A 20891-nucleotide genomic window follows, 5' to 3' on the forward strand; every position below is an offset into this window, starting at 1 on the left:
GCTCAATGCAGCCGAATCGTCGTATTCACCGGGCCGGCCGTCGTGTCGTCGTCGAACCAGCGCGCGGTGACCGTCTTCGTCTGCGTATAGAACTGCACGACCTGCTTGCCGTACGGGCCGAGATCGCCGAGCTTCGAGCCGCGCGAACCGGTGAAGCTGAAGAACGGCACGGGCACCGGAATCGGGATGTTGATGCCAACCTGGCCGACGTCGATTTCGCTCTGGAACTTGCGCGCGGCCGCGCCGCTTTGCGTGAACAACCCGACGCCGTTGCCCATCGGATTGCGGTTGACGAGCGCGATCGCTTCGTCGAGCGTGTCGGCTTCGAGCACGACGAGCACCGGGCCGAAGATTTCGTGCGTGTAGATCGACATGTCGGTATTCACGCCCGAGAAGATCGTCGGGCCGACGAAGTTGCCGCTTTCGTAGCCGGGCACCTTCACGCCCCGGCCGTCGAGCTCGAGCTTCGCGCCTTCTTTCACGCCCGCTTCGATCAGCGACAGGATGCGTTCCTTCGCGGCCTTCGACACGACCGGGCCGACGTCGGTGCCGGCTTCCGCGCCCGCATTCACCTTCAGAAGCTTTGCCTTTGCGACGAGATCGGGCAGCCAGTCGCGCGTTTCGCCGACCAGCACCGCAACCGACGTCGCCATGCAGCGCTGCCCCGCCGCGCCGAAGCCGGCGCCGACGAGTGCATTGATCGTCTGCTCGCGGTTCGCATCGGGCAGCACCACCGCATGGTTCTTCGCGCCCATCATCGACTGCACGCGCTTGCCGTGCGCGCTGCCGAGGTTGTACACGTGCGTGCCGACCACCGTCGAGCCGACGAACGAGATCGCCTTCACGAGCGGATGCGTACAGATCGCATCGACGACTTCCTTGCCGCCGTGCACGACGTTCAGTACCCCTTTCGGTACGCCGGCCTCGATCGCGAGCTGGACGAGTTCCATCGTCGACATCGGGTCCTGCTCGGACGGCTTCAGCACGAACGTGTTGCCGCAGACGATCGCCATCGGGAACATCCACAGCGGAATCATTGCGGGGAAGTTGAACGGCGTGATGCCCGCGCACACGCCGAGCGGCTGGCGCAGCGTGTACGTGTCGACGCCGCCCGCGACGTTCTCCGCGAATTCGCCGAGCTGCAGCGAGCCGATCGAACACGCGTGCTCGACCACTTCGAGGCCGCGGAAGATGTCGCCTTCGGCATCGGGAATCGTCTTGCCCTGCTCGGCCGTCAGCGTCTTCGCGATGCGCTGCTGGTTGGTGCGCACGAGATCCTGGAACTTCAGCATGATGCGCATGCGCGTGGCGATCGGCGTGGTCTTCCACGTCGCATACGCGGCGTGCGCGGCCTGCACGGCCGCGTCGACTTCCGCGACGGTCGCGAACGGCACGCGCGCGAGCACCTGCTGCGTCGCAGGGTTGACGATGTCGCGCCACTCTTTCGTGGCGGACTCGACGAAGGCGCCATCGATCAGCAGCTTGACCGTCGGCACGTCTTGCCCCGTGCGGGGCGTCGGATTCGCGTTCATCGATCGTTTCTCCTTGCAGAGGGCCGTGAAGCGCAATACCGCCGCGCGGCCGGTTCAATTCGGCTGCGGGCGGCGGCCGCGGAATGCGGCGCGCGCGGCCCGCGGTCGGTCATTTCATTTCAGTTCGGCGGCGAAATCTTCTTCCCAGTATTCGCCGGGCATCCGCGCGGCCGCGTCGTCGCCACGCTCGATCTCGCGGCGGCGCAGCTCGACGCGGCGGATCTTCCCCGAGATCGTCTTCGGCAGCTCCGCGAACTGCAGGCGGCGAATGCGCTTGTACGGCGCGAGTTTCTCGCGCGAGAAGCGGAAGATTTCCAGCGCGAGCGCGGGGCTTTCCTCGTAGCCCTGCCGCAACGTGATGAAGGTCTTCGGCACCGACAGCCGCACGGGGTCGGGGCTCGGCACGACGGCCGCCTCGGCGATCGCCGGATGCTCGATCAGCACGCTCTCGAGTTCGAACGGGCTCAACCGGTAGTCGGATGACTTGAACACGTCGTCCGCGCGGCCGATATACACGTAATAGCCGTCGTCGCCGCGCATCGCGATGTCCGACGTACGGTAGTGGCCGTCGCGCATCGCATAGGCCGTCGCGTCGGGGTTGTTCGCATAGCCGTTCATCAGCCCGACCGGGCGCGCGACGTCCGGGCCGATCGGCAGTGCGACCTCGCCTTCGGTCACGGGCGCGCCGTCCGGATCGAGCAGCGTGATGCGGTAGCCGGGCAGCGGCCGGCCCATCGAGCCCGCGACGACCGGCTGGCCCGGCGAGTTGCCGATCAGGCAGGTCGTCTCGGTCTGGCCGTAGCCGTCGCGGATCGTGATGCCCCACGCCTTCTTCACGCGCTCGATGATCTCGGGATTCAGCGGCTCGCCCGCGCCGACGATCTCGCGCAGCTTCACGTCGAACGACGCGAGCGGCTGCTGAACGAGCATGCGCCACACGGTCGGCGGCGCGCACAGTGTCGTCACCTGGTATTTGACGAGCGCATCGAGCACGACCTTCGGCTCGAAGCGCGCGTAGTTGAACGCGAACACGCACGCCTGCGCATTCCACGGCGCGAAGAAGCAGCTCCATGCGTGCTTCGCCCAGCCCGGCGAGCTGATGTTCCAGTGGACGTCGCCCGGCTGCAGGCCGACCCAGTACATCGTCGACAGATGGCCGACCGGATAGGTGCGGTGCGTATGCTCGACGAGCTTCGGCTTCGACGTCGTGCCCGACGTGAAGTACAGCAGCATCGGATCGTTTGCGTGTGTGACGGCGTCCGGCTCGAACGCGGCGCTCGCCGCGTAACCGTCGTTCATCGCGAGCCAGCCCGCGCGCGGCGCGCCGGCGACGATCTTCTGCGCGAGGCCGAGGTCGGGCTGCTCGAATTTCGCGGTTTCGTTCTCGTCGACGATCGCGTATTTCGCGCCGCCGATCTGCACGCGGTCGCGCACGTCGTCGGCCGACAGTTGCGTGGTGGCGGGCAGCACGATCGCGCCGAGCTTCATCGCGGCGAGCATCGCGTCCCACAGTTCGACACGGTTCGGCAGCATCAGCAGGATGCGATCGCCGCGCACGACGCCGATCGCGCGCAGCCAGTTCGCGATCCGCGACGAACGCTCGGACATCTGCGCGAACGAATACGGATCGCCCGTGCCGGTCGCCGCGTCGACGATCCACAGCGCGGGCCGGTCGTTGCCGCGCGCCATCGGGTCGAAGTAGTCGAGCGCCCAGTTGAACGCATCGAGCACCGGCCACTCGAAATCGCGATACGCGGTTTCGTAGTCGGTGCGATGGCGCAGCAGAAAATCGCGTGCGTCCAGGAATGCCTGTACCGTCATCGTTTCCTCCAGTCTCCATGCCTCGCGGTCAACCGGCGCATGCGCTGCAGCCCATGCCCGATTCCGTGTTGCGCGGCGCACGGTCACGTCGTTGCGTGCCGCGTTCACCGCGCTGCTGCCCTCGTCCCCTGCGTGATGATTTTGCTGACGCGACCGCCACGACTCAAAGCTGCCGCGCGATCACCATCCGTTGCACTTCGCTGGTGCCTTCGTAAATCTGCGTGATGCGCGCGTCGCGATAGTGACGCTCGACTTCGTAATCGACCAGGTAGCCGTAGCCGCCGTGGATCTGGATCGCGTCCGAGCACACGCGCTCGGCCATCTCGGATGCGAACAGCTTCGCCTGCGACGCTTCCGACAGGCACGGCAGCCCGGCCGTGCGCAGCTTCGCCGCGTGATGCACGAGCAGGCGCGCGGCGTTGATCTGCGTGGCCATGTCGGCGAGCTTCTGCTGGATCGCCTGATGCTCGGCGATCGGCTTGCCGAACTGCACGCGCTCGCCCGCATAACGGCGCGCCTTGTCGAACGCGGCGCGCGCGATGCCGAGCGCCTGCGCGGCGATGCCGATCCGGCCGCCCTCGAGATTCGACAGCGCGATCTTCAGCCCTTCGCCGCGATTGCCGAGCAGGTTCTCTTCCGGAATCGCGCAGTTCTCGAACGTGATCGCGCACGTATCCGATGCGCGGATGCCCATCTTCTTCTCGGGCTTGCCGACGATGAAGCCCGGCGTGTCGGTCGGCACCAGGAATGCGGAAATGCCGCGCTTGCCGGCTTCCGGATCGGTCATGGCAAAAACGATCGCAACACCGGCGCGCTGGCCGTTGGTCACGAACTGCTTCGCGCCGTTCAGCACCCATTTGCCGTCGCGCAGCTCCGCACGCGTGCGCAGGTTGTTCGCCTCGGAGCCCGCCTGCGGCTCGGTCAGGCAGAACGCGCCGATCACGCGGCCGGACGCCATGTCGGCCAGCCAGCGCTCTTTCTGCGCCGGCGTGCCGAAGCCGAGGATCGGGCCGCAGCCGACCGAGTTGTGCACGCTCATCAGCGTCGCGCACGCGGCGTCGCCGGCGGCGATTTCCTCCATCGCCAGCGCATACGCGACGTAGTCCGTATACGAGCCGCCCAGCTCCTGCGGCACGATCATCCCGAGCAGGCCGAGTTCGCCGAGCTGCGCGACGACGGCGTCGGGCAACTGCGCATCGTGGTCCCACTGCGCGGCGTTCGGCGCCAGCATCTCAGTGGCAAACGCGCGCGCGGCATCGCGGATCATCCGCTGGTCTTCGGTGTAAAGCTCGTCCATGGTGCTGCTGTCTCCCGCGGCCGCCGGGCGCGACCGTCCTTGCGTTTCGATGCAACAAGTGTAGGCAAGCGCGCGCGACTGTTCGATGCTCGCGTCGCTCATTTACACTGAGCGTTTTTGCCATACCGGCGGCACGATGAAGCAGGAAGACAAGGGAACCGTCGCGATCAGCCTCGTCGCGTACAGCGTCGCGCTCGCGACCCGGCGCGGCATCGCGGCCGAGCCGCTGCTCGCGCAGGCCGGTATCGCGCCCGCGCTGCTCGGGCAGCCGCGCGCACGCGTGTCGGCGCAGCAATACGGCGCGCTGTGGAACGCGATCGCGCGCGCGCTCGACGACGAGTTTTTCGGGCAGGATCGCCACCCGATGCGCAGCGGCAGCTTCATCGCGATGAGCCAGGCCGCGCTGTCCGCGCGCGACGGGCTGCACGCGATGGCGCGCGCGGTGAATTTCATGCACTGCGTGCTCGACGACCTGCACGCGGAGCTCGACGCGAACCCGCAGCGCGTGCGGCTGCGCTTCGTGCACCGCAACAACGGCGCGACGCCCGCGATGTTCACGTACGCGACCTATTTCATCATCGTCTACGGGCTGACCTGCTGGCTGATCGGGCGGCGCATCCCGCTGCTGCATGCGAGCTTCCGCTGCGACACGCCGCCCGCCGACCACGAATACCCGTCGATGTTCTGCGACGACATGCGCTTCAATGAGCCCGATTCGTATGTCGATTTCGATCCCGAGTTCGCGACGCTGCCGGTCGTGCAGAACGCGAAGACGCTGAAGACGTTCCTGCGCAACGCGCCGGCGAGCTTCATCGTCAAGTACCGCAACCCGAACGCGCTCGCGCAGCGGGTGCGCGCGGTGCTGCGCGGGATGCCGCCCGCCGCGTGGCCGGGCGCGGGCGGGATGGCCGCGCGGCTGCACGTGGCCGAGGCGACGCTGCGCCGCAAGCTGCACCAGGAAGGCCATGCGTACCAGTCGATCAAGGACGCGCTGCGGCGCGATCTCGCGTTCGAGGCGCTGGCCGACCCTGCTCGCACGATCGCCGACGTCGCGGCCGCGACCGGCTTCGCGGAACCGAGCGCGTTCTACCGCGCGTTTCGCAAATGGAGCGGGCGCAGTCCGGCCGACTATCGCGACGAAGTGCTTGCGCGGGGCGGCGGGGCGGGCTGAACCCGGCCTCGGCGGCCCCGGCTTCGCGCTTTGCGCCGAAACCGCCTAATCTTTAAGCATCGGGCCAACGCCCTTTCCGCGAGCCGGACGGCGTGCGACTACTGTGCGCCGCCCGGACGCCCCGATGCGCCTCCACCGTCACGGGCCGCCGCCGGCGCCTGCCGCGCCAGACGGCCGCCCCCGTCACCCGCTGTCCGCGCGGGTCGCGCGCGCCGCGCTGTTCGCGGCGCTGCTCGTCGTATGTGCGGCCGTCGCCGCAGCGCCGCCCGCCGCTGCACCCGCAGCCGCGCGCCCGATCGTCGTGATCCCCATCAACGGCGCGATCGGGCCGGCCAGCGCCGACTTCATCGTTCGCTCGCTCGATCGCGCCGCGCGCGAGCACGCACCGCTCGCGATCCTGCAGCTCGACACGCCCGGCGGCCTCGACACGTCGATGCGGCAGATCATCAAGGCCATCCTCGGCTCGCCGGTGCCGGTCGCCGCATTCGTCGCGCCGGGCGGCGCGCGGGCCGCGAGCGCGGGCACCTATATCGTCTATGCGAGCCACTTCGCGGCAATGGCGCCCGGCACCAATCTCGGCGCGGCGTCGCCCGTGCAGTTCGGCATCGGCGGCGCCGCGCCGGCGCCGGGCACCAACCCCGCTGCGCCGCGAGCACCGCCGGCCGGGACGTCGGGTGCATCGGGAGCCTCGGGTACGCCGCCGGCCGCGCTGCCGACCGACACGCAATCGACCGAAATCCGCAAGGCGATGCAGGACTCCGCCGCCTACATCCGCGGCCTCGCGCAGTTGCGCGGGCGCAATGCCGAATGGGCCGAGCGCGCAGTGCGCGAAGCCGTCAGCCTGTCGGCGACCGAGGCGCGCGCGCAGCACGTCGTCGACCTGATCGCACAGGATCCGGCCGACCTCGCGCGCCAGCTCGACGGCCGCAGCGCGACGACCACCGCCGGCACGCTGCGGCTCGCGACCGCGCATGCGCCGCTCGTCGTCGTCCTACCCGACTGGCGCAGCCGCTTCCTGTCGATCATCACCGATCCGAATGTCGCGCTGATCCTGCTGACGATCGGCATCTACGGCCTCTTCTTCGAATTCGCGAACCCCGGCTTCGTGCTGCCGGGCGTCGCCGGCACGATCTGCCTGCTGATCGGGCTGTTCGCGATGCAGTTGCTGCCGATCAGCTATGCGGGCCTCGGCCTCGTGCTGCTCGGTCTCGGCTGCCTGGTCGCGGAGGCGTTCCTGCCGACCTTCGGCGTGCTCGGTTTCGGCGGAATCGTATCGTTCACGATCGGCGCGCTGATGCTGATCGATACCGAAGTCCCCGGCTACGGGATTCCGTGGCCCGTGATCGCGAGCCTCGCGCTCGGCGGCGCGCTGCTCGTCGCGGGCGTGTCGAGCGTTGCGCTGCGCGCGCGGCGGCGGCCGGTCGTGACGGGCGCCGAAGCAATGGTCGGCAGCATCGGCGAAGTGCTCGACGACGGCCTGTGCACCGACCAGCCGCGCGGCGCGGCCGGCCCCGCGCCATCGGCCGCGGGCTGGGCGCGCGTGCATGGCGAGCGCTGGCGCGTCGCGAGCAGCGTGCCGCTCGCCGCGGGCTGCCGCGTGCGCGTCACCGGCCGCCAGGGATTGCTGCTCACCGTCTCACCGCTCTACGACGTGCCGGTTCAGGAACAACAACACCGCGGAGAACCAACATGATGGGCTACACCTTCGGCTTCAGCAGCGTCCTGATCGTCTTCGTCGTGGTGCTCGTCGCGTCGTCGATCCGCATCTTCCGCGAGTACGAGCGCGGCGTGGTGTTCATGCTCGGCCGGTTCTGGAAAGTGAAGGGCCCGGGGCTCGTGCTGATCATCCCGATCGTCCAGCAGGTCGTGCGGATCGACCTGCGCACCGTCGTGTTCGACGTGCCGCCGCAGGACGTGATCACGCGCGACAACGTGTCGGTGAAGGTGAATGCGGTCGTGTATTTCCGCGTCGTCGATCCGGAAAAGGCCGTGATCCAGGTCGCGCGCTTCTTCGACGCGACGAGCCAGCTCTCGCAGACGACGCTGCGCTCGGTGCTCGGCAAGCACGAGCTCGATGCGCTGCTGGCCGAGCGCGAACAGCTGAACGCCGACATCCAGAAGACGCTCGACGCGCAGACCGATGCGTGGGGGATCAAGGTGTCGACGGTCGAGATCAAGCACGTCGACCTGAACGAGACGATGGTGCGCGCGATCGCGCGGCAGGCCGAGGCCGAGCGCGAGCGGCGCGCGAAGGTGATTCATGCGGAAGGCGAACTGCAGGCGTCCGAGAAGCTGCTGCAGGCCGCGCAGCGGCTTGCGCAGGAGCCGCAGGCGATGCAGCTGCGCTACCTGCAGACGCTGACGACGATCGCGGCGGACAAGAATTCGACGATCGTGTTTCCGCTGCCGGTCGATTTTCTGGGGGCGATGCTGGAACGGTTAGGCTCGCCGCGCGAGCGCTGAGACGCCCGTTTCCCGGCCCGCGCGGCGCCGCCGTCGATCCCGCCGGACGCAGGGCCGCAACGGCCCGGTGCCCGGCGCCCGGCGCGCGTCAAGCCAGCAGCTTGCGCTCGGTCTTGCCGTACTTGATCGACTTCTCGTCCGGGATCATCAGGCCCGTGTGCTCGTCGCGTCCCTGCAGCAGGAAGCGCGCGTCGGGCTTGCCGATCTGCTCGGCCGCGAGCTTGCTGTCCGCGCCGATCTCGCCCTTCTTCATCCGGTTGACGATCACGCCGGCCGCGGTGTCCTTGAAGTCGCGCAGCATCCACGCGTCGCCGTCGCTGTCGCCGAACACCAGCAGCGGGCCATAGCCCTTCTTCGATTCGAGCACGTTGCGGATACCGACCGTCTTGCCGGGGCCGTAGTTGAAGTGCCAGCCTTCCGGGTAGCGGCTTTCATACTTGCCGTCCCGCATGTCGAGGCGCAAGCCGATCACGTTCCCGGGCGGCACGCCGTAGCCATAGTTCGGATTGCCGGCGAACACGCGCACGACATCGTCGAGCGACGCCGTGCTCACGTACACGTCGATGCCGTTCGCGCGCAGCGTGTGCATCACCGCGCGGATTTCCTCATGAATGCGGATGCCGTGGAAATGCGTGTCGGCCACCACGCCGGCCTTGCCCGGCAGCGTCTTCGGGCTTTCGTAGCGGACCTTGCGCAGCGCGTCGCCGATGCCGTAGTTGTTCGACGCTTCCGCCATCGCCTGCAGCTCGGCGGTCGTCATGTTCCTGTAGAAGTAGATGATCCACTTGTAGCCGATCTCGAGCGGGTGCGTGTCGCAGATCGCGTCGTACATGAAGTACAGCTTCGCGCGGAAATCCTTGAACTGATCGGTCTCGCGAATCTCGTCGAGGTTCTTGCTGCCGCCGAATCCCTTGTAGTTCGCGTAGAGCCAGCGATAGTCGGATTCGACGTCGGCGGCGAGGTCTTCCATCGTCACCGGCTTGCCGTCGATCGTCGTGTAGTCTTTCATGAAGGCGCCCTTCGGCACGTCCTTCCACATCACGTCGACGAATTCGTCCGGCGTCAGCTTGTACTGCAGATGGTTGATCTGGTACATCAGCAGCGCCTCTTCGCAGTCGTTCATGATGCACGTGTTGTCCCAGTCGAACACCGCGTACGGCCGGCGCTTTTCGTCGTAGCGCGCGCTCGCGACGCCATGCTGGTCGAGCACCGCCTGCAGGCGCGCGGCGTTGAACGGCGACCAGCGGCCCGGGTCAAGCGCATCCGGCGCGATTGCGCTCTTCGCGTCGGCCGTGCCGGCCTTGAGCAGCAGCGACGTCGCAGCGGTCGCAGCGGCAAGGGTATTCATGAACTGGCGGCGTTGCATGATCTCTCTCCGTGGAAATGTCGAATCTCGAATCGGCTTCGAGCGCTACCCCGCGCGGCGCACCGCGCACCGGCGGCTCATCGGCGCGGCGAAGCCGGGACGGCTCCGAACTGGGGGCGGATGATGTGACGAAATTATTTCGGCAATATGACGCCGTCACGTCGCGACGCGACGGGAAGTTGATCCGGCGCGACATGCCGGGCCGTCGCAAGGCGCGCACGCGACCATCCGGGCCGGCGCCGGGACCGCTCGTGACAAGCTCCAACCAGCCCCCGATCCATACGCGTGCGCGCCGACGGCCATCCGGCCCCGACCTCCGGAAACCTAGAGTCCCCCTTCCATTTCGGCCCTTCATTAGGACAAATCCTCACCTCCGGGGGGCTGGCGCGCCGCGCCCAACCGGCTATCATCGTTACATCATTAAATGGCACATTAAATGCTGACTGAATAAATCGCGACTGGAATACCGGCGGATGCATTCGGTTCAGCACCCCGCCTTGCATAGGACCGGAGCGCGCTTTGCGTGGGACCGGAGCCCGTGCTGAAGCTACCAACACCGGTCGACAAGCGCTGAAGCGCCCACTCCGGCCGACATATGGAGACGCATCATGGCCGACCACCGCCCGTTGCCGGAAGTCCACCTCGACGAGCTGCCGCAATTCCGCGCGGTCCAGCAGCTGGCCTACCGCTGTGTCGAAACCGTCGGCGCGATGCTCTACCCCGGCATCACCGAAAAGGAAGCCGCGCGCCTGCTGACCGAATGGCTGCAGGACAACGGCGTGCACGACTGGCTGCACAAGCCGTTCGCGTGGTTCGGCGACCGCACTGCGTTCGAAGGCTTCTCGGGCCTCAAGCACATGGGCGGCTTCAATCTCGCGTTCTTCCCGAGCAACCGTCAGCTCGAAACCGACATGCCGGTGATCCTCGACGTCGCGCCGGTGCTCGACGGCATCGTGGCCGACGTCGGCTACGCGCACTGCGTCGGCGAGAACCCGATCCTCGAACAGTTGCAGGACGACCTGATGGACCACCGCGACATGATCGTGCGGCTCGTGAAGGAGCGTCGGCCGATGGCCGAGGTCGCGCAGGAAGTCGACGCGCTGTGCCGCCGCCAGGGCGTCGAGCCGCGCCACAAGGCCTATCCGTTCAAGGTGCTCGCGCATCGCGTCGCGAAGATCCACAAGCTGTCGAAGCCGCGCTTCGTCGCGCGCTTCGGGTTGAACGCGACGCGCAACCTGCTGCTCGACCAGGGCCGCGCGGCAAAGCAGCAGGGCTGGTCGCCGCTGTGGTCGATCGATCGCCGCTCCGAGCATGCGCCCGTGCCGGGCCTGTGGGCCGTCGAGCCGCATCTCGGCTTCGCCGGCGTCGGCGCGAAATTCGAAGAGCTGCTCGTGATCACCGACGACGACGCGTACTGGCTCGACAACGACCTGCCGCACGTGCGCCGCTGGCAGCGCCGCCAGGCCGAACGCGCGCAGGCCGTCGCGACCGTGCCGGCCGCCGCCTGACGCGCCCGAGCCTTTCCTCCCGAATCCCTGAACGACGGACTCACGATGCAGCCTCTTTCCGACGAAGCGCCGCTGGCCCTGTTCGAATCGGTTCATAACGAGACGGCGGTCGCCTCCGGCGACCTGACGCTCGCGGTCAGGACCTGGGGCGACCCGGCCCGTTCGCCGGTCGTGCTCGTGCACGGCTATCCCGACGACAGCAGCGTCTGGCGGCACGTCGCGCCGCTGCTCGCGCGCAAGCACTACGTGATCGCTTACGACGTGCGCGGCGCGGGCCTGTCCGGCGCGCCGAAGCGCACGGCCGACTACCACCTCGCAAAGCTGACCGACGATTTCATCGCGGTGATCGATGCGCTCTGCCCCGGCCGCGCCGTGCACCTGATCGCGCACGACTGGGGCTCGATCCAGGGCTGGGAATTCGTCACCGATCCGCGCCTTTCCGGCCGCATCGCGTCGTACACGTCGTGCTCGGGGCCGTGCCTCGACCACGTGGGCTTCTGGCTGCGCGAACGCGTGCTGCGCCCGACGCCCGCGTCGTTGGCCACGCTCGGCGGCCAGCTCGTACGGTCGTGGTACGTGTACCTGTTCCATCTGCCGTTCCTCCCCGAGCTCGGCTGGCGGCTGTGGCTCGGCCGCGCATGGCCGCGCCTGCTGCGCCGGCTCGAAAAGACGCCCGCCGCGCCGCGCGCGACGCAGGCCGACGACGGTGCGCGCGGCGTGCACCTCTATCGCGCGAACTTCATCCGCTGCCTGTTCGCACCGCGCGAGCGCTACGCGCATGCGCCCGTGCAGACGATCGTGCCGCTCGGCGACAAGTACGTGAGCCCCGCGCTGTCCGAAAACCTGTCGCGCTGGGTGCCGCAGTACTACCGCCGCGAGGTCGCGGCCGGCCACTGGCTGCCGCTCGCCGATCCCGCGCGCTTCGCGGATCTCGCCGGGCAACTGATCGACGCGATCGAATCGGGCAACGAACCGCCGGCGCTCGCGAACGCGCGCCGCCGCGCGACGAGCGGGCACTTCAGCGGCAAGGTCGCGGTCGTCACCGGCGCGGGCAGCGGTATCGGCCGCTGCGCGGCCCTCGCGTTCGCGCGCGAAGGCGCGACGGTCGTCGCCTGCGACATCGATATCGCAAGCGCCGAGCGCACCGCGCTCCTTATCGGGCTGACCGGCGCGCAGGCGCACGCGAGGCGCGTCGACGTCGGGTCCGCCGACGAAATGGAAGCGCTCGCGGCCTGGGTCGGCAGCGAACTCGGCGGCGCGGACGTCGTGATCAACAACGCTGGCATCGGCATGGCCGGCGGCATCCTCGACACGAGCACGCGGCACTGGGAGCGCATCCTGCACGTGAACCTGTGGGGCGTGATCCATGGCTCGCGGCTGTTCGCGCAGCAGATGGCCGCGCGCGGCACTGGCGGCCACATCGTCAACACCGCGTCGGCCGCCGCGTTCGGGCCGTCGCGCGACCTGCCCGCGTATGCGACGACCAAGGCCGCCGTGCTGATGCTCAGCGAATGCATGCGCGCGGAACTCGCGGAGCAAGGCATCGGCGTGACGGCCGTGTGCCCCGGTTTCGCGGAAACCGGAATCATGGCGTCGACGCAATACGCGGGCGCCAACGCGCAGGACGAAGCGCGGCTGCGCAAGCGCGCGACGAAGCTGTACCAGATGCGCGGCCTGAAACCCGAAACCGTCGCGCAGGCGATGGTCGACGGCGTGCTGCGCAACCGCCCCGTCGTCGCGGTCGGCGGCGAGGCGCACGCGATGCGCCTCGTCGGCCGCTTCATGCCGTGGCTCGGCCGGATGATCGCCCGCGTCAGCATGGCATCGCATTGACGGCACATGACGCCGCACAGGGAGACACAAATGACCGCTACCGCCGACTACCACAAGATCAAGGCCCGGCACGTGAAGTTCGACTTCAGCGACACGCCGGTTACCTGGGTGCCGAACGATCCGGGCAGCACCCACATCATCAACACGCTGAACCTGCTGTTCCCGGAAGGCGAGCTGTGGTTCTGCCGCGTGTACAACAAGGCGCTGCCGCTGATCACCGATGCGCGCCTGCGCGACGAGGCCGAAGGCTTCCTGCGGCAGGAGGCCGTGCATTCGCGCTCGCACGGCGGCGTGCTCAAGCACTACTACGAGCGCCACGGGATCGACACGAAGCCGTTCACGCAGAAGCTCAACCGGTTGTTCACGCGCGTGCTCGGCGAACAGCCGCTCGGGCTGAAGATCGGCCATACGCGTTTCTGGCTGCGGCAGCAGCTCGCGGTGATCGCGTCGCTCGAGCATTTCTTCGGCTATCTCGGCAACTGGGTGCTCAACGCGCACGGGCTCGACGAAGGCCGCGCCGACCCGACGATGGTCGACCTGCTGCGCTGGCACGGCGCCGAGGAAGTCGAGCACCGCACCGTCGCGTTCGACATCTACCGGCACCTGGGCGGTAGCTACCCGGAACGCTGCGCGCACATGGCGTTCGTGATCCTGCTGCTGCTCCACTACATCACGACGGGCGCGAAGTTCATGTACAGGCGCGACCCGGACGCCGGCCGCTACCCGGGCTTCGTGCTCGCGTGGTGGCAGGGTTCGCGGCGCGGGCACCTGCCGTCGTTCTGGAAGGTGATCGGGGCAGCGCTGCGCTATTTCAAGCCGGGTTATACGCCGCATCACGAAGGCTCGACCGAGCAGGCGCTCGAATACCTCGCGCGCTCGCCGGCCGCGCAGGCGGCCGCGCACGGCGGCAACTGGGGCACGGCGAAGGGCGCGTAACCGGGTTTCCGGCGGGCGCGGCGGGCGGCGCCCGCCGAAATGCGTACAATCGCGGCTTCATTTCCCGGAGGTGCCGCGATGGCCATGAAGAAAACCGATCTCGAAAAGAACAAGGCGCTCAAGCTGACGCATGCGATGAAGCAGTCGGGCGCCACCCGTTTCGGCAAGGGCGCCGAAGACGCGGCAAAGCTCGACCGCCGCGCGCAGCGCAAGCTCGACCAGGAACAGGGCCTCGTGCCGTTCGCGTGCAAGCTCAACGCCGAGCTCGTCGAACAGCTGAAGGCGCGCGCGGCCACGCATCCGGACGGGATGACGGGCCTGCTGTCCGAACTGCTCGTGAACGGTCTCGCGCAACGCGACGCGTAACCGCCACGCATCTCGAAAATGTCGTTGACAGCGCCGCGCTGCCACGACACACTCGTTCGCATGCCTACGTTCAAGCTCGTCGCCATCGCGAATCATTGCCCGGTGAACATTCGAAAGAATGGATCACGGGAGGCGCTTGTGCGTTAGCAATCGAGCAGTACCGCATGTCACACAAGGCCTCGCCGGAAACGGATGAGGCCTTTTTGTTCTGGTGCGCGTCATCCGTCCGGCTCACTGAATGGAGAAGACGATGGACCAGGCAAGCCAGCTGTTTGACCGTCCCGACCGGCGCCGCGCCGGCACGATCGCGTTACCGACTGTCGTGATCCGTTTCGCGGTCGCGCCGCGCACGACGATGACCTGGCGCGCGCCGCAAGACGCGGAGATCCGCGCACACGGCGCGGCGCTATGGATCACGCGCCCGCCGAGCGTCGACGACTACTGGGTGCAGCCCGGCGACGTGCTGCGCATCGCACGCGGCGAGCGCATCTGGATCGGCACCGATGCCGACCGATCGGCCGAAGCGTCGATCACGACCGCCTACGTGCGGCGCGGCGAGCGCTTCAGGCGCACGCTCGCGCAAGTGCAACGTTTGCTCGCCGGGGTATTAAGAAGGAGTGGATGATCGACGCGTGGTCACGCACGCGGGACGCGGAATGGCCGCTACCGGAAACGGACGCACCCGCGGCGCAACGCGCCGCAGGTGCGCATCGAATGACGCGGCACGCCGGTGCGTGCCGCGAGCGATCGCGCGCCGTGCGCAGCTATCGGATGCAGCAGATGCATCAGGTGCTGGCGGCGAGACGCGGGCCCGTGCTTCGGGGAGTTGAATCGAGCTCGGGGCGTAGCGCAGCCTGCGAGGTCACCCACGGATCGATGCCCTGCTTCTGCACCTCTTCGAGGAATGACACACGTGTACGCCAGTAATCCGCCTGTAATTTCGCATCGATGACGCGCTGTTCCGCAGTGAACAGTTCCATGCGCGCCGTCACGAGCATCGACGCAGCGGTTTTTTCCGGCGTGGGGGCGTGTCGCATCGCCCAACGGCTGATCCAGTTCAACATGCTGACCTCCGTGATTACGGACGAACCCGCATCGGGCAATCGCAATCGGCCGTGCCTGCCCAAACGCGCAACGGCCTTGACCGCCATTCACCGCCTGGCCTGCACGGACTGCGACTCCCCCGCGTCGGCAATTACCGGCCGGCGTGTGCATGCGCGGTGTATCTATCCTAGAAAGACTTGCCGGTTTATGCGATGGGGTCTTGCAATCTTTTACACAGAAACCACAGTCGCACGCGCATCGCGAAATGACAGTTGCGGGCGGGACGGCTTCGGCGCAGGATAGCTCGTTATTTGCGACTGCCCGGACTGACGAACGGCTGCTGCACGCCGCAGCGCTCTCGCACCGGCCACGCACGCGCGTTCGCGTGCACGTCGTCGTGCACGTGATGCCTGCACCGTATTCGTGCAGCATGCAGACGCTCCGTTTCAGTCGAATGTCATCGCGTACCGGCTGCGCGCAATATGGCCGGTGTGCCGTTGCGCACGCATCGGCCGGCCCCCTGTTCGTCACGCTCCCGTTTTTACCCTTTCCGCCTGCCCGTTCCGCCCGAACCGGTAAAATGCGCGCCTTCGTCGCGCGGCCGGGCTGCCAGACCGTTCGCGCACCGGCAGCCGATCGTGCCCTCCAACTATATCGTCCGAGCTATCCGCGCTATTACAATCCGCCGATAGCCGGGCAATAGTGGCTGGTTACATTAAGCCGGCCGCTGCCTTTACAACAATTCGGCACAACAAGCAACACGACAACCCGACCGGAGAAACGCCCTAATGGAATCCATCAAGCGGTATTTCGGCTTCGCTGAAGCCGGCACCGACTTCCGCACCGAAATACTCGCGGGCGTCACCACGTTCCTGACGATGGCCTACATCATCTTCGTCAACCCCGCGATCCTCGGCGACGCCGGCATGCCGAAGGAATCCGTGTTCGTCGCGACCTGCCTCGTCGCGGCGCTGGCTTCGATCATCATGGGGCTGTATGCGAACTACCCGATCGCGTGCGCACCCGGCATGGGCCTGAACGCGTATTTCGCGTACACGGTCGTCAAGGGGATGGGCTTCACGTGGCAGGCCGCGCTCGGTGCAGTGTTCATCTCCGGCTGCCTGTTCCTGCTCGTCACGCTGTTCCGCGTGCGCGAAGCGATCGTCAACGGCATTCCGAAATCGCTGCGGATTTCGATCACCGCCGGCATCGGCCTGTTCCTCGGCATCATCTCGCTGAAGACGTCGGGCGTGATCGTCGGCAGCCCGGCCACGCTCGTCACGCTCGGCGATCTGCACAAGCACGACACGATCCTTGCGATCGTCGGCTTCTTCACGATCGTCACGCTCGACTACCTGCGCGTGCGCGGCGCGATCCTGATCGGCATCATCGGCGTCACGATCCTGTCGTTCTTCTTCGGCGACAACCAGTTCCACGGCGTGTTTTCCGCGCCGCCGTCGATCGACGCGACGCTGTTCAAGCTCGACATCGGCGCCGCGCTGTCGACCGGCATCATCAACGTGATCCTGGTGTTCTTCCTCGTCGAGCTGTTCGACGCGACGGGCACGCTGATGGGCGTCGCGAACCGCGCGGGCCTGCTCGTCGAAGGCAAGATGAACCGCCTGAACAAGGCGCTGCTCGCCGACAGCACGGCGATCGTCGCGGGCTCGCTGCTCGGCACGTCGTCGACCACCGCGTATATCGAGAGCGCATCGGGCGTGCAGGCCGGCGGCCGCACGGGCGTGACGGCCATCACCGTCGCGGTGCTGTTCCTCGCGTGCCTGTTCATCGCGCCGCTCGCCGGCGTCGTGCCGGGCTACGCAACGGCTCCTGCGCTGCTGTACGTGTCGTGCCTGATGCTGCGCGAGATGGTCGACGTGCCCTGGGACGATGCGACGGAAGCCGTGCCGGCCGCGCTGACCGCGCTGCTGATGCCGTTCACGTACTCGATCGCGAACGGCGTCGCGTTCGGCTTCATCGCATACGGCGGCCTCAAGCTGCTGACGGGCCAGGCCCGCACGGTCAAGCCGATCGTGTGGATCATCGCGGCCGTGTTCCTGTTCCGCTACTTCTATCTCGGCAGCGAATGACGGATGCGCTTCGGCGCGATGCTCAATGAGAAACGCCGCCTTCGGGTGGCGTTTTCGTTCGAGCATGTGCCCGGCGCGAACGCCGCCGCGTCATGCATCGGCTTCCCCGAGCACCCAGCGCGCAAAGGTCTGCAGCGGCCCGTCGCCCAGATCCAGCGCTTCGGGCAGCACGAGACAGAAGCGCTTGACCACACCCCGACCGTCCGGCCAGGGCGCGGCGAGCAACCCTTGCGCGATCTCGGTGTCGACATACAGCCGCGGCACCAGTGCGACGCCGAGCCCGGCCAGGGCCGCCGCGATCAGCATCGAGTAAAGATCGTAGCGCGCGCCGGCGGCCGGATTGCTCACCGGCACCCCCGTCTCCTGCACGTACGCCGACCACGCGTCGGGCGTCTGGCGCTTGTGAAGGCGCGGCAGCCTGCCCAGCAACGCGTCCGGATGCCCGCCCGCGAGCAGCGACGGATGGCAGACCGGCACCAGCACCTCCTCGCATAACCGGTACGTACGCATGCCGGCCCAGGCCGGATGCTCGAAGTGAATCGCAGCATCGAATCCGCTGCCGGCCAGTACGAACGGATCCGCGCGATCCGCTAAATGCACCGTGATGTTCGGGTGCTGCGCCTGGAACCGCTTGAGCCGCGGAATCAGCCAGCGCGTCGCAAACGTCGGCGTCACCGCGATATCGACGCTGCCGCCGTCGCCGGGCTGCCCCATCATGTACTGGCTGTCGCGCTCGAGCCGGTCCAGCACCTCGCGAACCTGCGCCGCATAGCGCGCGCCGTTCGGTGCAACCCGAACGCGGTTGCCGACACGCTCGAACAGCGCCACGCCGAGAAACGTCTCCAGCCGGCCGATCTGCCGGCTGATCGCCCCTTCCGTCAATGCCAGTTCGTCGGCGGCGCGCGCGAAGCTGCCGTGCCGCGCCGCGGCCTCGAATGCCATCAATGCCGAATTGCTCGGAATCCTGCGTCGCGTCACGATTGCTCCCGGTCCGACGGTCGTCGGTCAAAGCTTGATCAAATATCAATGAGCGATGACGAATTGTCGTTTTTCACCGCTATGACGCCTGATTATCATGACAAAAACTCAACCAGTCGAGCGGTAATCAATCCCGAAGGCCGCTTGCTCCCCGTGGAGGCGTGATGATCTATGCCGTTGAATGCAGTTTCGCCGACCGTGCCACCGAAGCCGAGTGGAACGATTTCTACAGCCGGATCAAGCTTCCGGCGCTGATCTCCGTATCCGGCTTCCGCACGTCGCAGCGCTTTCGCGCCCTGGGCGGCGACGGCCCCGTCTACCTCGCGCTTCACACGATCGACAGCCCCGACGTGCTGACGTCGGCCGAGTATCGCGACAAGGGCGGCGGCAATTTCGCGCGCTGGCAGCCGCATATCGTCGAGTGGCGACGTAACGTGTACGACGGCGCAGCGTCCGCGCCGATCGTGTCCGGCCATCAGTGGCTGGCCGTTTGCGACAACGCTGCGCCGTTCGCGCGAGCGGGCATCGCAGCCAGCGCGATTCACGCGATTGCGCTGGACCGCCAGCCGGCCCATCGCTGGCTGGCAGTCCTGGCGCACGATCAGGCGCGGCTCGCTTCCGAGCCGTCCGACGCCGCGATCCGGCTCTACGCGCCGATGGGAGATCAACTCGTCGGCGCGCCGGTGTCGGCGTCCGCACGCTGACGGGAGCCCTGTCATGCCCAGCGTCACGATTTTCATCCCCGAGGCGAGCATGCCGTCGAACGCCGCACTCGACGCGCTCTCGTCGGCCTGCGCGACCCTCTGCACCGACGTGTTGCGGGCCGCCCCCGGCACGGTCCATGTCGTTCATGTCCCGGTCAGGCACGGCTGCGGACATCCCGTCAGCGCGGAGATCCGCTACCGCCTCGAATCATTTCGCACCGCTGAGTTAATGGATCGATTCATGACCGCGCTGGATCGCGAAATTCTCCGCCATACCGGATTCGTCGCACGCATCCGCTGCTTCGGCTACGACACGATCCACCTTCACGCCCGACATTGATCCATGAGCGAACCGCTTCCCTGCTTCCCGTTCCCGTGCCGCCGGATCGGCGATTTCTCGGTCGTCGCGATCAGCGACGGCACGCTGACGGCCGGTCTCGACCTGCTTTCGAACATCGCACTCGACGACGCGACCGACATCATGCACCGGGCGGGCATCCACGCGCCGTCCAGCGTGAACATCAACTGTTACTTGATACGCGGAAACGGCCGCACTGTGCTTGTCGATGCCGGCGCCGGCGGCATCCGGAACTGGGGTGGTCGCCTGATTCCGTCGCTGTCGCGAGCCGGCGTCGATACGCGCGACATCGACACGATCCTGCTGACGCACGCGCATCCCGACCACATCGGCGGCCTGCTCGACGCGAGCGGGCAGCCGGCCTTTCCAGATGCGGAGGTGGTCATTCACGAACGGGAACGCGAGTTCTGGCTGGACGATGAATCGTACGATCGCGCGAACGATCGGGCTCGCGTCAACTTCCGGATCGCGCGGCACACTTTCGACGTCTATCGGGCGAAGCTGCGTACCGTCGAAGCAGGCGTCGTGCTGCCCGGCATCGCAGCCGTGCCGCTGCCGGGGCATACGCCCGGCCACACGGGTTATCGCATCGAATCGCGTGGCGAGCGCCTGCTGATCTGGGGCGATCTCGTGCATTTCGCGCCGATTCAGGTTGCACGCCCGGACGTCTCGATCGCGTTCGATCACGATCCGTCGCAGGCATTTGCGACGCGCGCGGCGGCACTCGCCGAGGCTGCTTCGGACAACCTGCTGATTGCGGGAATGCACCTCGCCGAAACCGGCTTCGCACGCATCGCGCGAACGAACGGCGAAACAGGTGGCGTGTATGCGATCACCGGGACGGACTGAGCGAAACGGAACAACTGGCACGCCATCGCGCCACACGACGATCGAATCGGCCACGCATCAAACGGCGTCGGCGTGCAGCCGGATGAGCATGCGCCGATACGACACGGGCGCCGGTAACCGGCGCCCGCTCCGTCGCTGCCCGGTCGTCCGGTTCAGCGCCAATTCGCCTCGTAGAAGCGCACATAGCCGCTGCGCAGCGTCACGCATTGCGCGCGCGTCTCCGACAGCAGGCGCCGCGCGGCCGCCTCGATGCGATCGCGGTGCTGATCGAATGCGCCGACCATGTCCTCGAAGCGCGGCGATGCCGCGCCGAAGTGGTCTTCCAGCGCCTCGGCGGTGATCTGACATTGGACGCGCTCGCCATTGACCAGCGCCGTGAACCCAAGCATCAGGTCGCGCCCCGAATATTCAGGCTTCTCGTTCGTGAAATGGATCTGCATGAAGCCGCCTCGACCGGTAGAAAACGAATGACCGCGTGCGTCGTCCGCCACCGGCCGGACGAAATGTACGCGGGCTCGCCAGCGAAAGCACCGTCCGCGGGGTATGGCGCGGACAATGCATGCCGGTTGCTTTCC

General features: G+C 67.3%; 19 protein-coding genes. 12 read left to right on the forward strand and 7 right to left on the reverse strand.

From position 1 onward, the window contains the following. Window positions 1–2: 2 nt before the first annotated feature. The 3 genes from DM992_RS22470 to DM992_RS22485 all read right to left on the reverse strand — a co-directional run bounded on the left by DM992_RS22470 (window position 3) and on the right by DM992_RS22485 (window position 4650). Window positions 3–1532, reverse strand: coding sequence for a CoA-acylating methylmalonate-semialdehyde dehydrogenase (locus tag DM992_RS22470; protein ID WP_111018702.1), 1530 nt, complete (start codon window positions 1530–1532; stop codon window positions 3–5). 114 nt (window positions 1533–1646) lie between these two features. Then, complete coding sequence (locus DM992_RS22475; RefSeq protein WP_111018703.1) at window positions 1647–3353, reverse strand: AMP-binding protein; 1707 nt, start codon at window positions 3351–3353, stop codon at window positions 1647–1649. Between the two features lie 163 nt (window positions 3354–3516). Then, a complete protein-coding gene (locus DM992_RS22485) occupies window positions 3517–4650 on the reverse strand; it encodes an acyl-CoA dehydrogenase family protein (protein WP_111018705.1) in 1134 nt (377 codons plus the stop codon). A gap of 136 nt (window positions 4651–4786) precedes the next feature. Between DM992_RS22485 and DM992_RS22490 the strand changes: the two genes are divergently transcribed. The 3 genes from DM992_RS22490 to DM992_RS22500 all read left to right on the forward strand — a co-directional run bounded on the left by DM992_RS22490 (window position 4787) and on the right by DM992_RS22500 (window position 8284). Beyond that, a complete protein-coding gene (locus DM992_RS22490) occupies window positions 4787–5821 on the forward strand; it encodes an AraC family transcriptional regulator (protein ID WP_162631713.1) in 1035 nt (344 codons plus the stop codon). A gap of 124 nt (window positions 5822–5945) precedes the next feature. Then, window positions 5946–7514 (forward strand): nodulation protein NfeD, encoded by a 1569-nt coding sequence (locus tag DM992_RS22495; protein WP_111018707.1) that lies wholly within the window; start codon window positions 5946–5948, stop codon window positions 7512–7514. Then, the gene (locus DM992_RS22500; RefSeq protein ID WP_111018708.1) at window positions 7511–8284 is read left to right on the forward strand and encodes a slipin family protein; all 774 of its coding nucleotides are present in this window, start codon (window positions 7511–7513) and stop codon (window positions 8282–8284) included. The genes DM992_RS22495 and DM992_RS22500 overlap by 4 nt, the downstream gene beginning before the upstream one ends. Window positions 8285–8372: 88 nt before the next feature. On the opposite strand, the gene DM992_RS22505 is transcribed toward DM992_RS22500, so the two are convergent. Next, window positions 8373–9650, reverse strand: a complete 1278-nt coding sequence (locus tag DM992_RS22505) for an HAD family hydrolase (RefSeq protein ID WP_111018709.1) — start codon at window positions 9648–9650, stop codon at window positions 8373–8375. Between the two features lie 608 nt (window positions 9651–10258). Between DM992_RS22505 and DM992_RS22510 the strand changes: the two genes are divergently transcribed. From DM992_RS22510 to DM992_RS22530, 5 genes are all read left to right on the forward strand, one after another. Continuing rightward, window positions 10259–11158 carry a M24 family metallopeptidase gene (locus tag DM992_RS22510; RefSeq protein ID WP_111018710.1) on the forward strand — a complete coding sequence of 300 codons (900 nt, stop codon included), beginning with the start codon at window positions 10259–10261 and terminating at the stop codon, window positions 11156–11158. Between the two features lie 45 nt (window positions 11159–11203). Continuing rightward, window positions 11204–12991 (forward strand): SDR family oxidoreductase, encoded by a 1788-nt coding sequence (locus DM992_RS22515; protein ID WP_111018711.1) that lies wholly within the window; start codon window positions 11204–11206, stop codon window positions 12989–12991. A 30-nt stretch (window positions 12992–13021) separates the two neighbouring features. Then, a complete protein-coding gene (locus DM992_RS22520) occupies window positions 13022–13927 on the forward strand; it encodes a metal-dependent hydrolase (protein ID WP_111018712.1) in 906 nt (301 codons plus the stop codon). A 78-nt stretch (window positions 13928–14005) separates the two neighbouring features. Next, the gene (locus DM992_RS22525; protein ID WP_111018713.1) at window positions 14006–14293 is read left to right on the forward strand and encodes a hypothetical protein; all 288 of its coding nucleotides are present in this window, start codon (window positions 14006–14008) and stop codon (window positions 14291–14293) included. 250 nt (window positions 14294–14543) lie between these two features. Continuing rightward, window positions 14544–14918 (forward strand): DUF2917 domain-containing protein, encoded by a 375-nt coding sequence (locus DM992_RS22530; protein WP_111020352.1) that lies wholly within the window; start codon window positions 14544–14546, stop codon window positions 14916–14918. A gap of 160 nt (window positions 14919–15078) precedes the next feature. On the opposite strand, the gene DM992_RS22535 is transcribed toward DM992_RS22530, so the two are convergent. Further along, window positions 15079–15357, reverse strand: a complete 279-nt coding sequence (locus DM992_RS22535; RefSeq protein ID WP_072441829.1) for a hypothetical protein — start codon at window positions 15355–15357, stop codon at window positions 15079–15081. Window positions 15358–16125: 768 nt separating this feature from the next. On the opposite strand from DM992_RS22535, the gene DM992_RS22550 reads away from it, so the two are divergent. Further along, the gene (locus tag DM992_RS22550) at window positions 16126–17427 is read left to right on the forward strand and encodes an NCS2 family permease (protein ID WP_111018714.1); all 1302 of its coding nucleotides are present in this window, start codon (window positions 16126–16128) and stop codon (window positions 17425–17427) included. Between the two features lie 90 nt (window positions 17428–17517). Here the strand turns inward: DM992_RS22550 and DM992_RS22555 are convergent, their stop codons facing one another. After that, on the reverse strand, window positions 17518–18369 hold the full coding sequence (locus tag DM992_RS22555; protein WP_111018715.1) for a LysR substrate-binding domain-containing protein: 852 nt from the start codon (window positions 18367–18369) through the stop codon (window positions 17518–17520). Between the two features lie 200 nt (window positions 18370–18569). Here DM992_RS22555 and DM992_RS22560 point away from each other — a divergent pair, with 200 nt between their 5' ends. From DM992_RS22560 to DM992_RS22570, 3 genes are read left to right on the forward strand one after another with little or no spacing between them, the layout of a single operon-like run. Further along, entirely contained in the window at window positions 18570–19109 is a 540-nt protein-coding gene (locus DM992_RS22560) for a sugar ABC transporter (protein ID WP_111018716.1), read from the forward strand. 13 nt (window positions 19110–19122) lie between these two features. Continuing rightward, a complete protein-coding gene (locus tag DM992_RS22565) occupies window positions 19123–19449 on the forward strand; it encodes a hypothetical protein (protein WP_111018717.1) in 327 nt (108 codons plus the stop codon). 3 nt (window positions 19450–19452) lie between these two features. Beyond that, the gene (locus DM992_RS22570) at window positions 19453–20316 is read left to right on the forward strand and encodes an MBL fold metallo-hydrolase (protein WP_111018718.1); all 864 of its coding nucleotides are present in this window, start codon (window positions 19453–19455) and stop codon (window positions 20314–20316) included. 152 nt (window positions 20317–20468) lie between these two features. Here the strand turns inward: DM992_RS22570 and DM992_RS22575 are convergent, their stop codons facing one another. Beyond that, the gene (locus tag DM992_RS22575; RefSeq protein ID WP_034180648.1) at window positions 20469–20756 is read right to left on the reverse strand and encodes a DUF1488 domain-containing protein; all 288 of its coding nucleotides are present in this window, start codon (window positions 20754–20756) and stop codon (window positions 20469–20471) included. Between the last annotated feature and the right edge of the window lie 135 nt (window positions 20757–20891).

The organism is Burkholderia sp. JP2-270 (genome assembly GCF_003233675.1).
GTDB classification, from domain to species: Bacteria; Pseudomonadota; Gammaproteobacteria; order Burkholderiales; family Burkholderiaceae; genus Burkholderia; species Burkholderia pyrrocinia_C.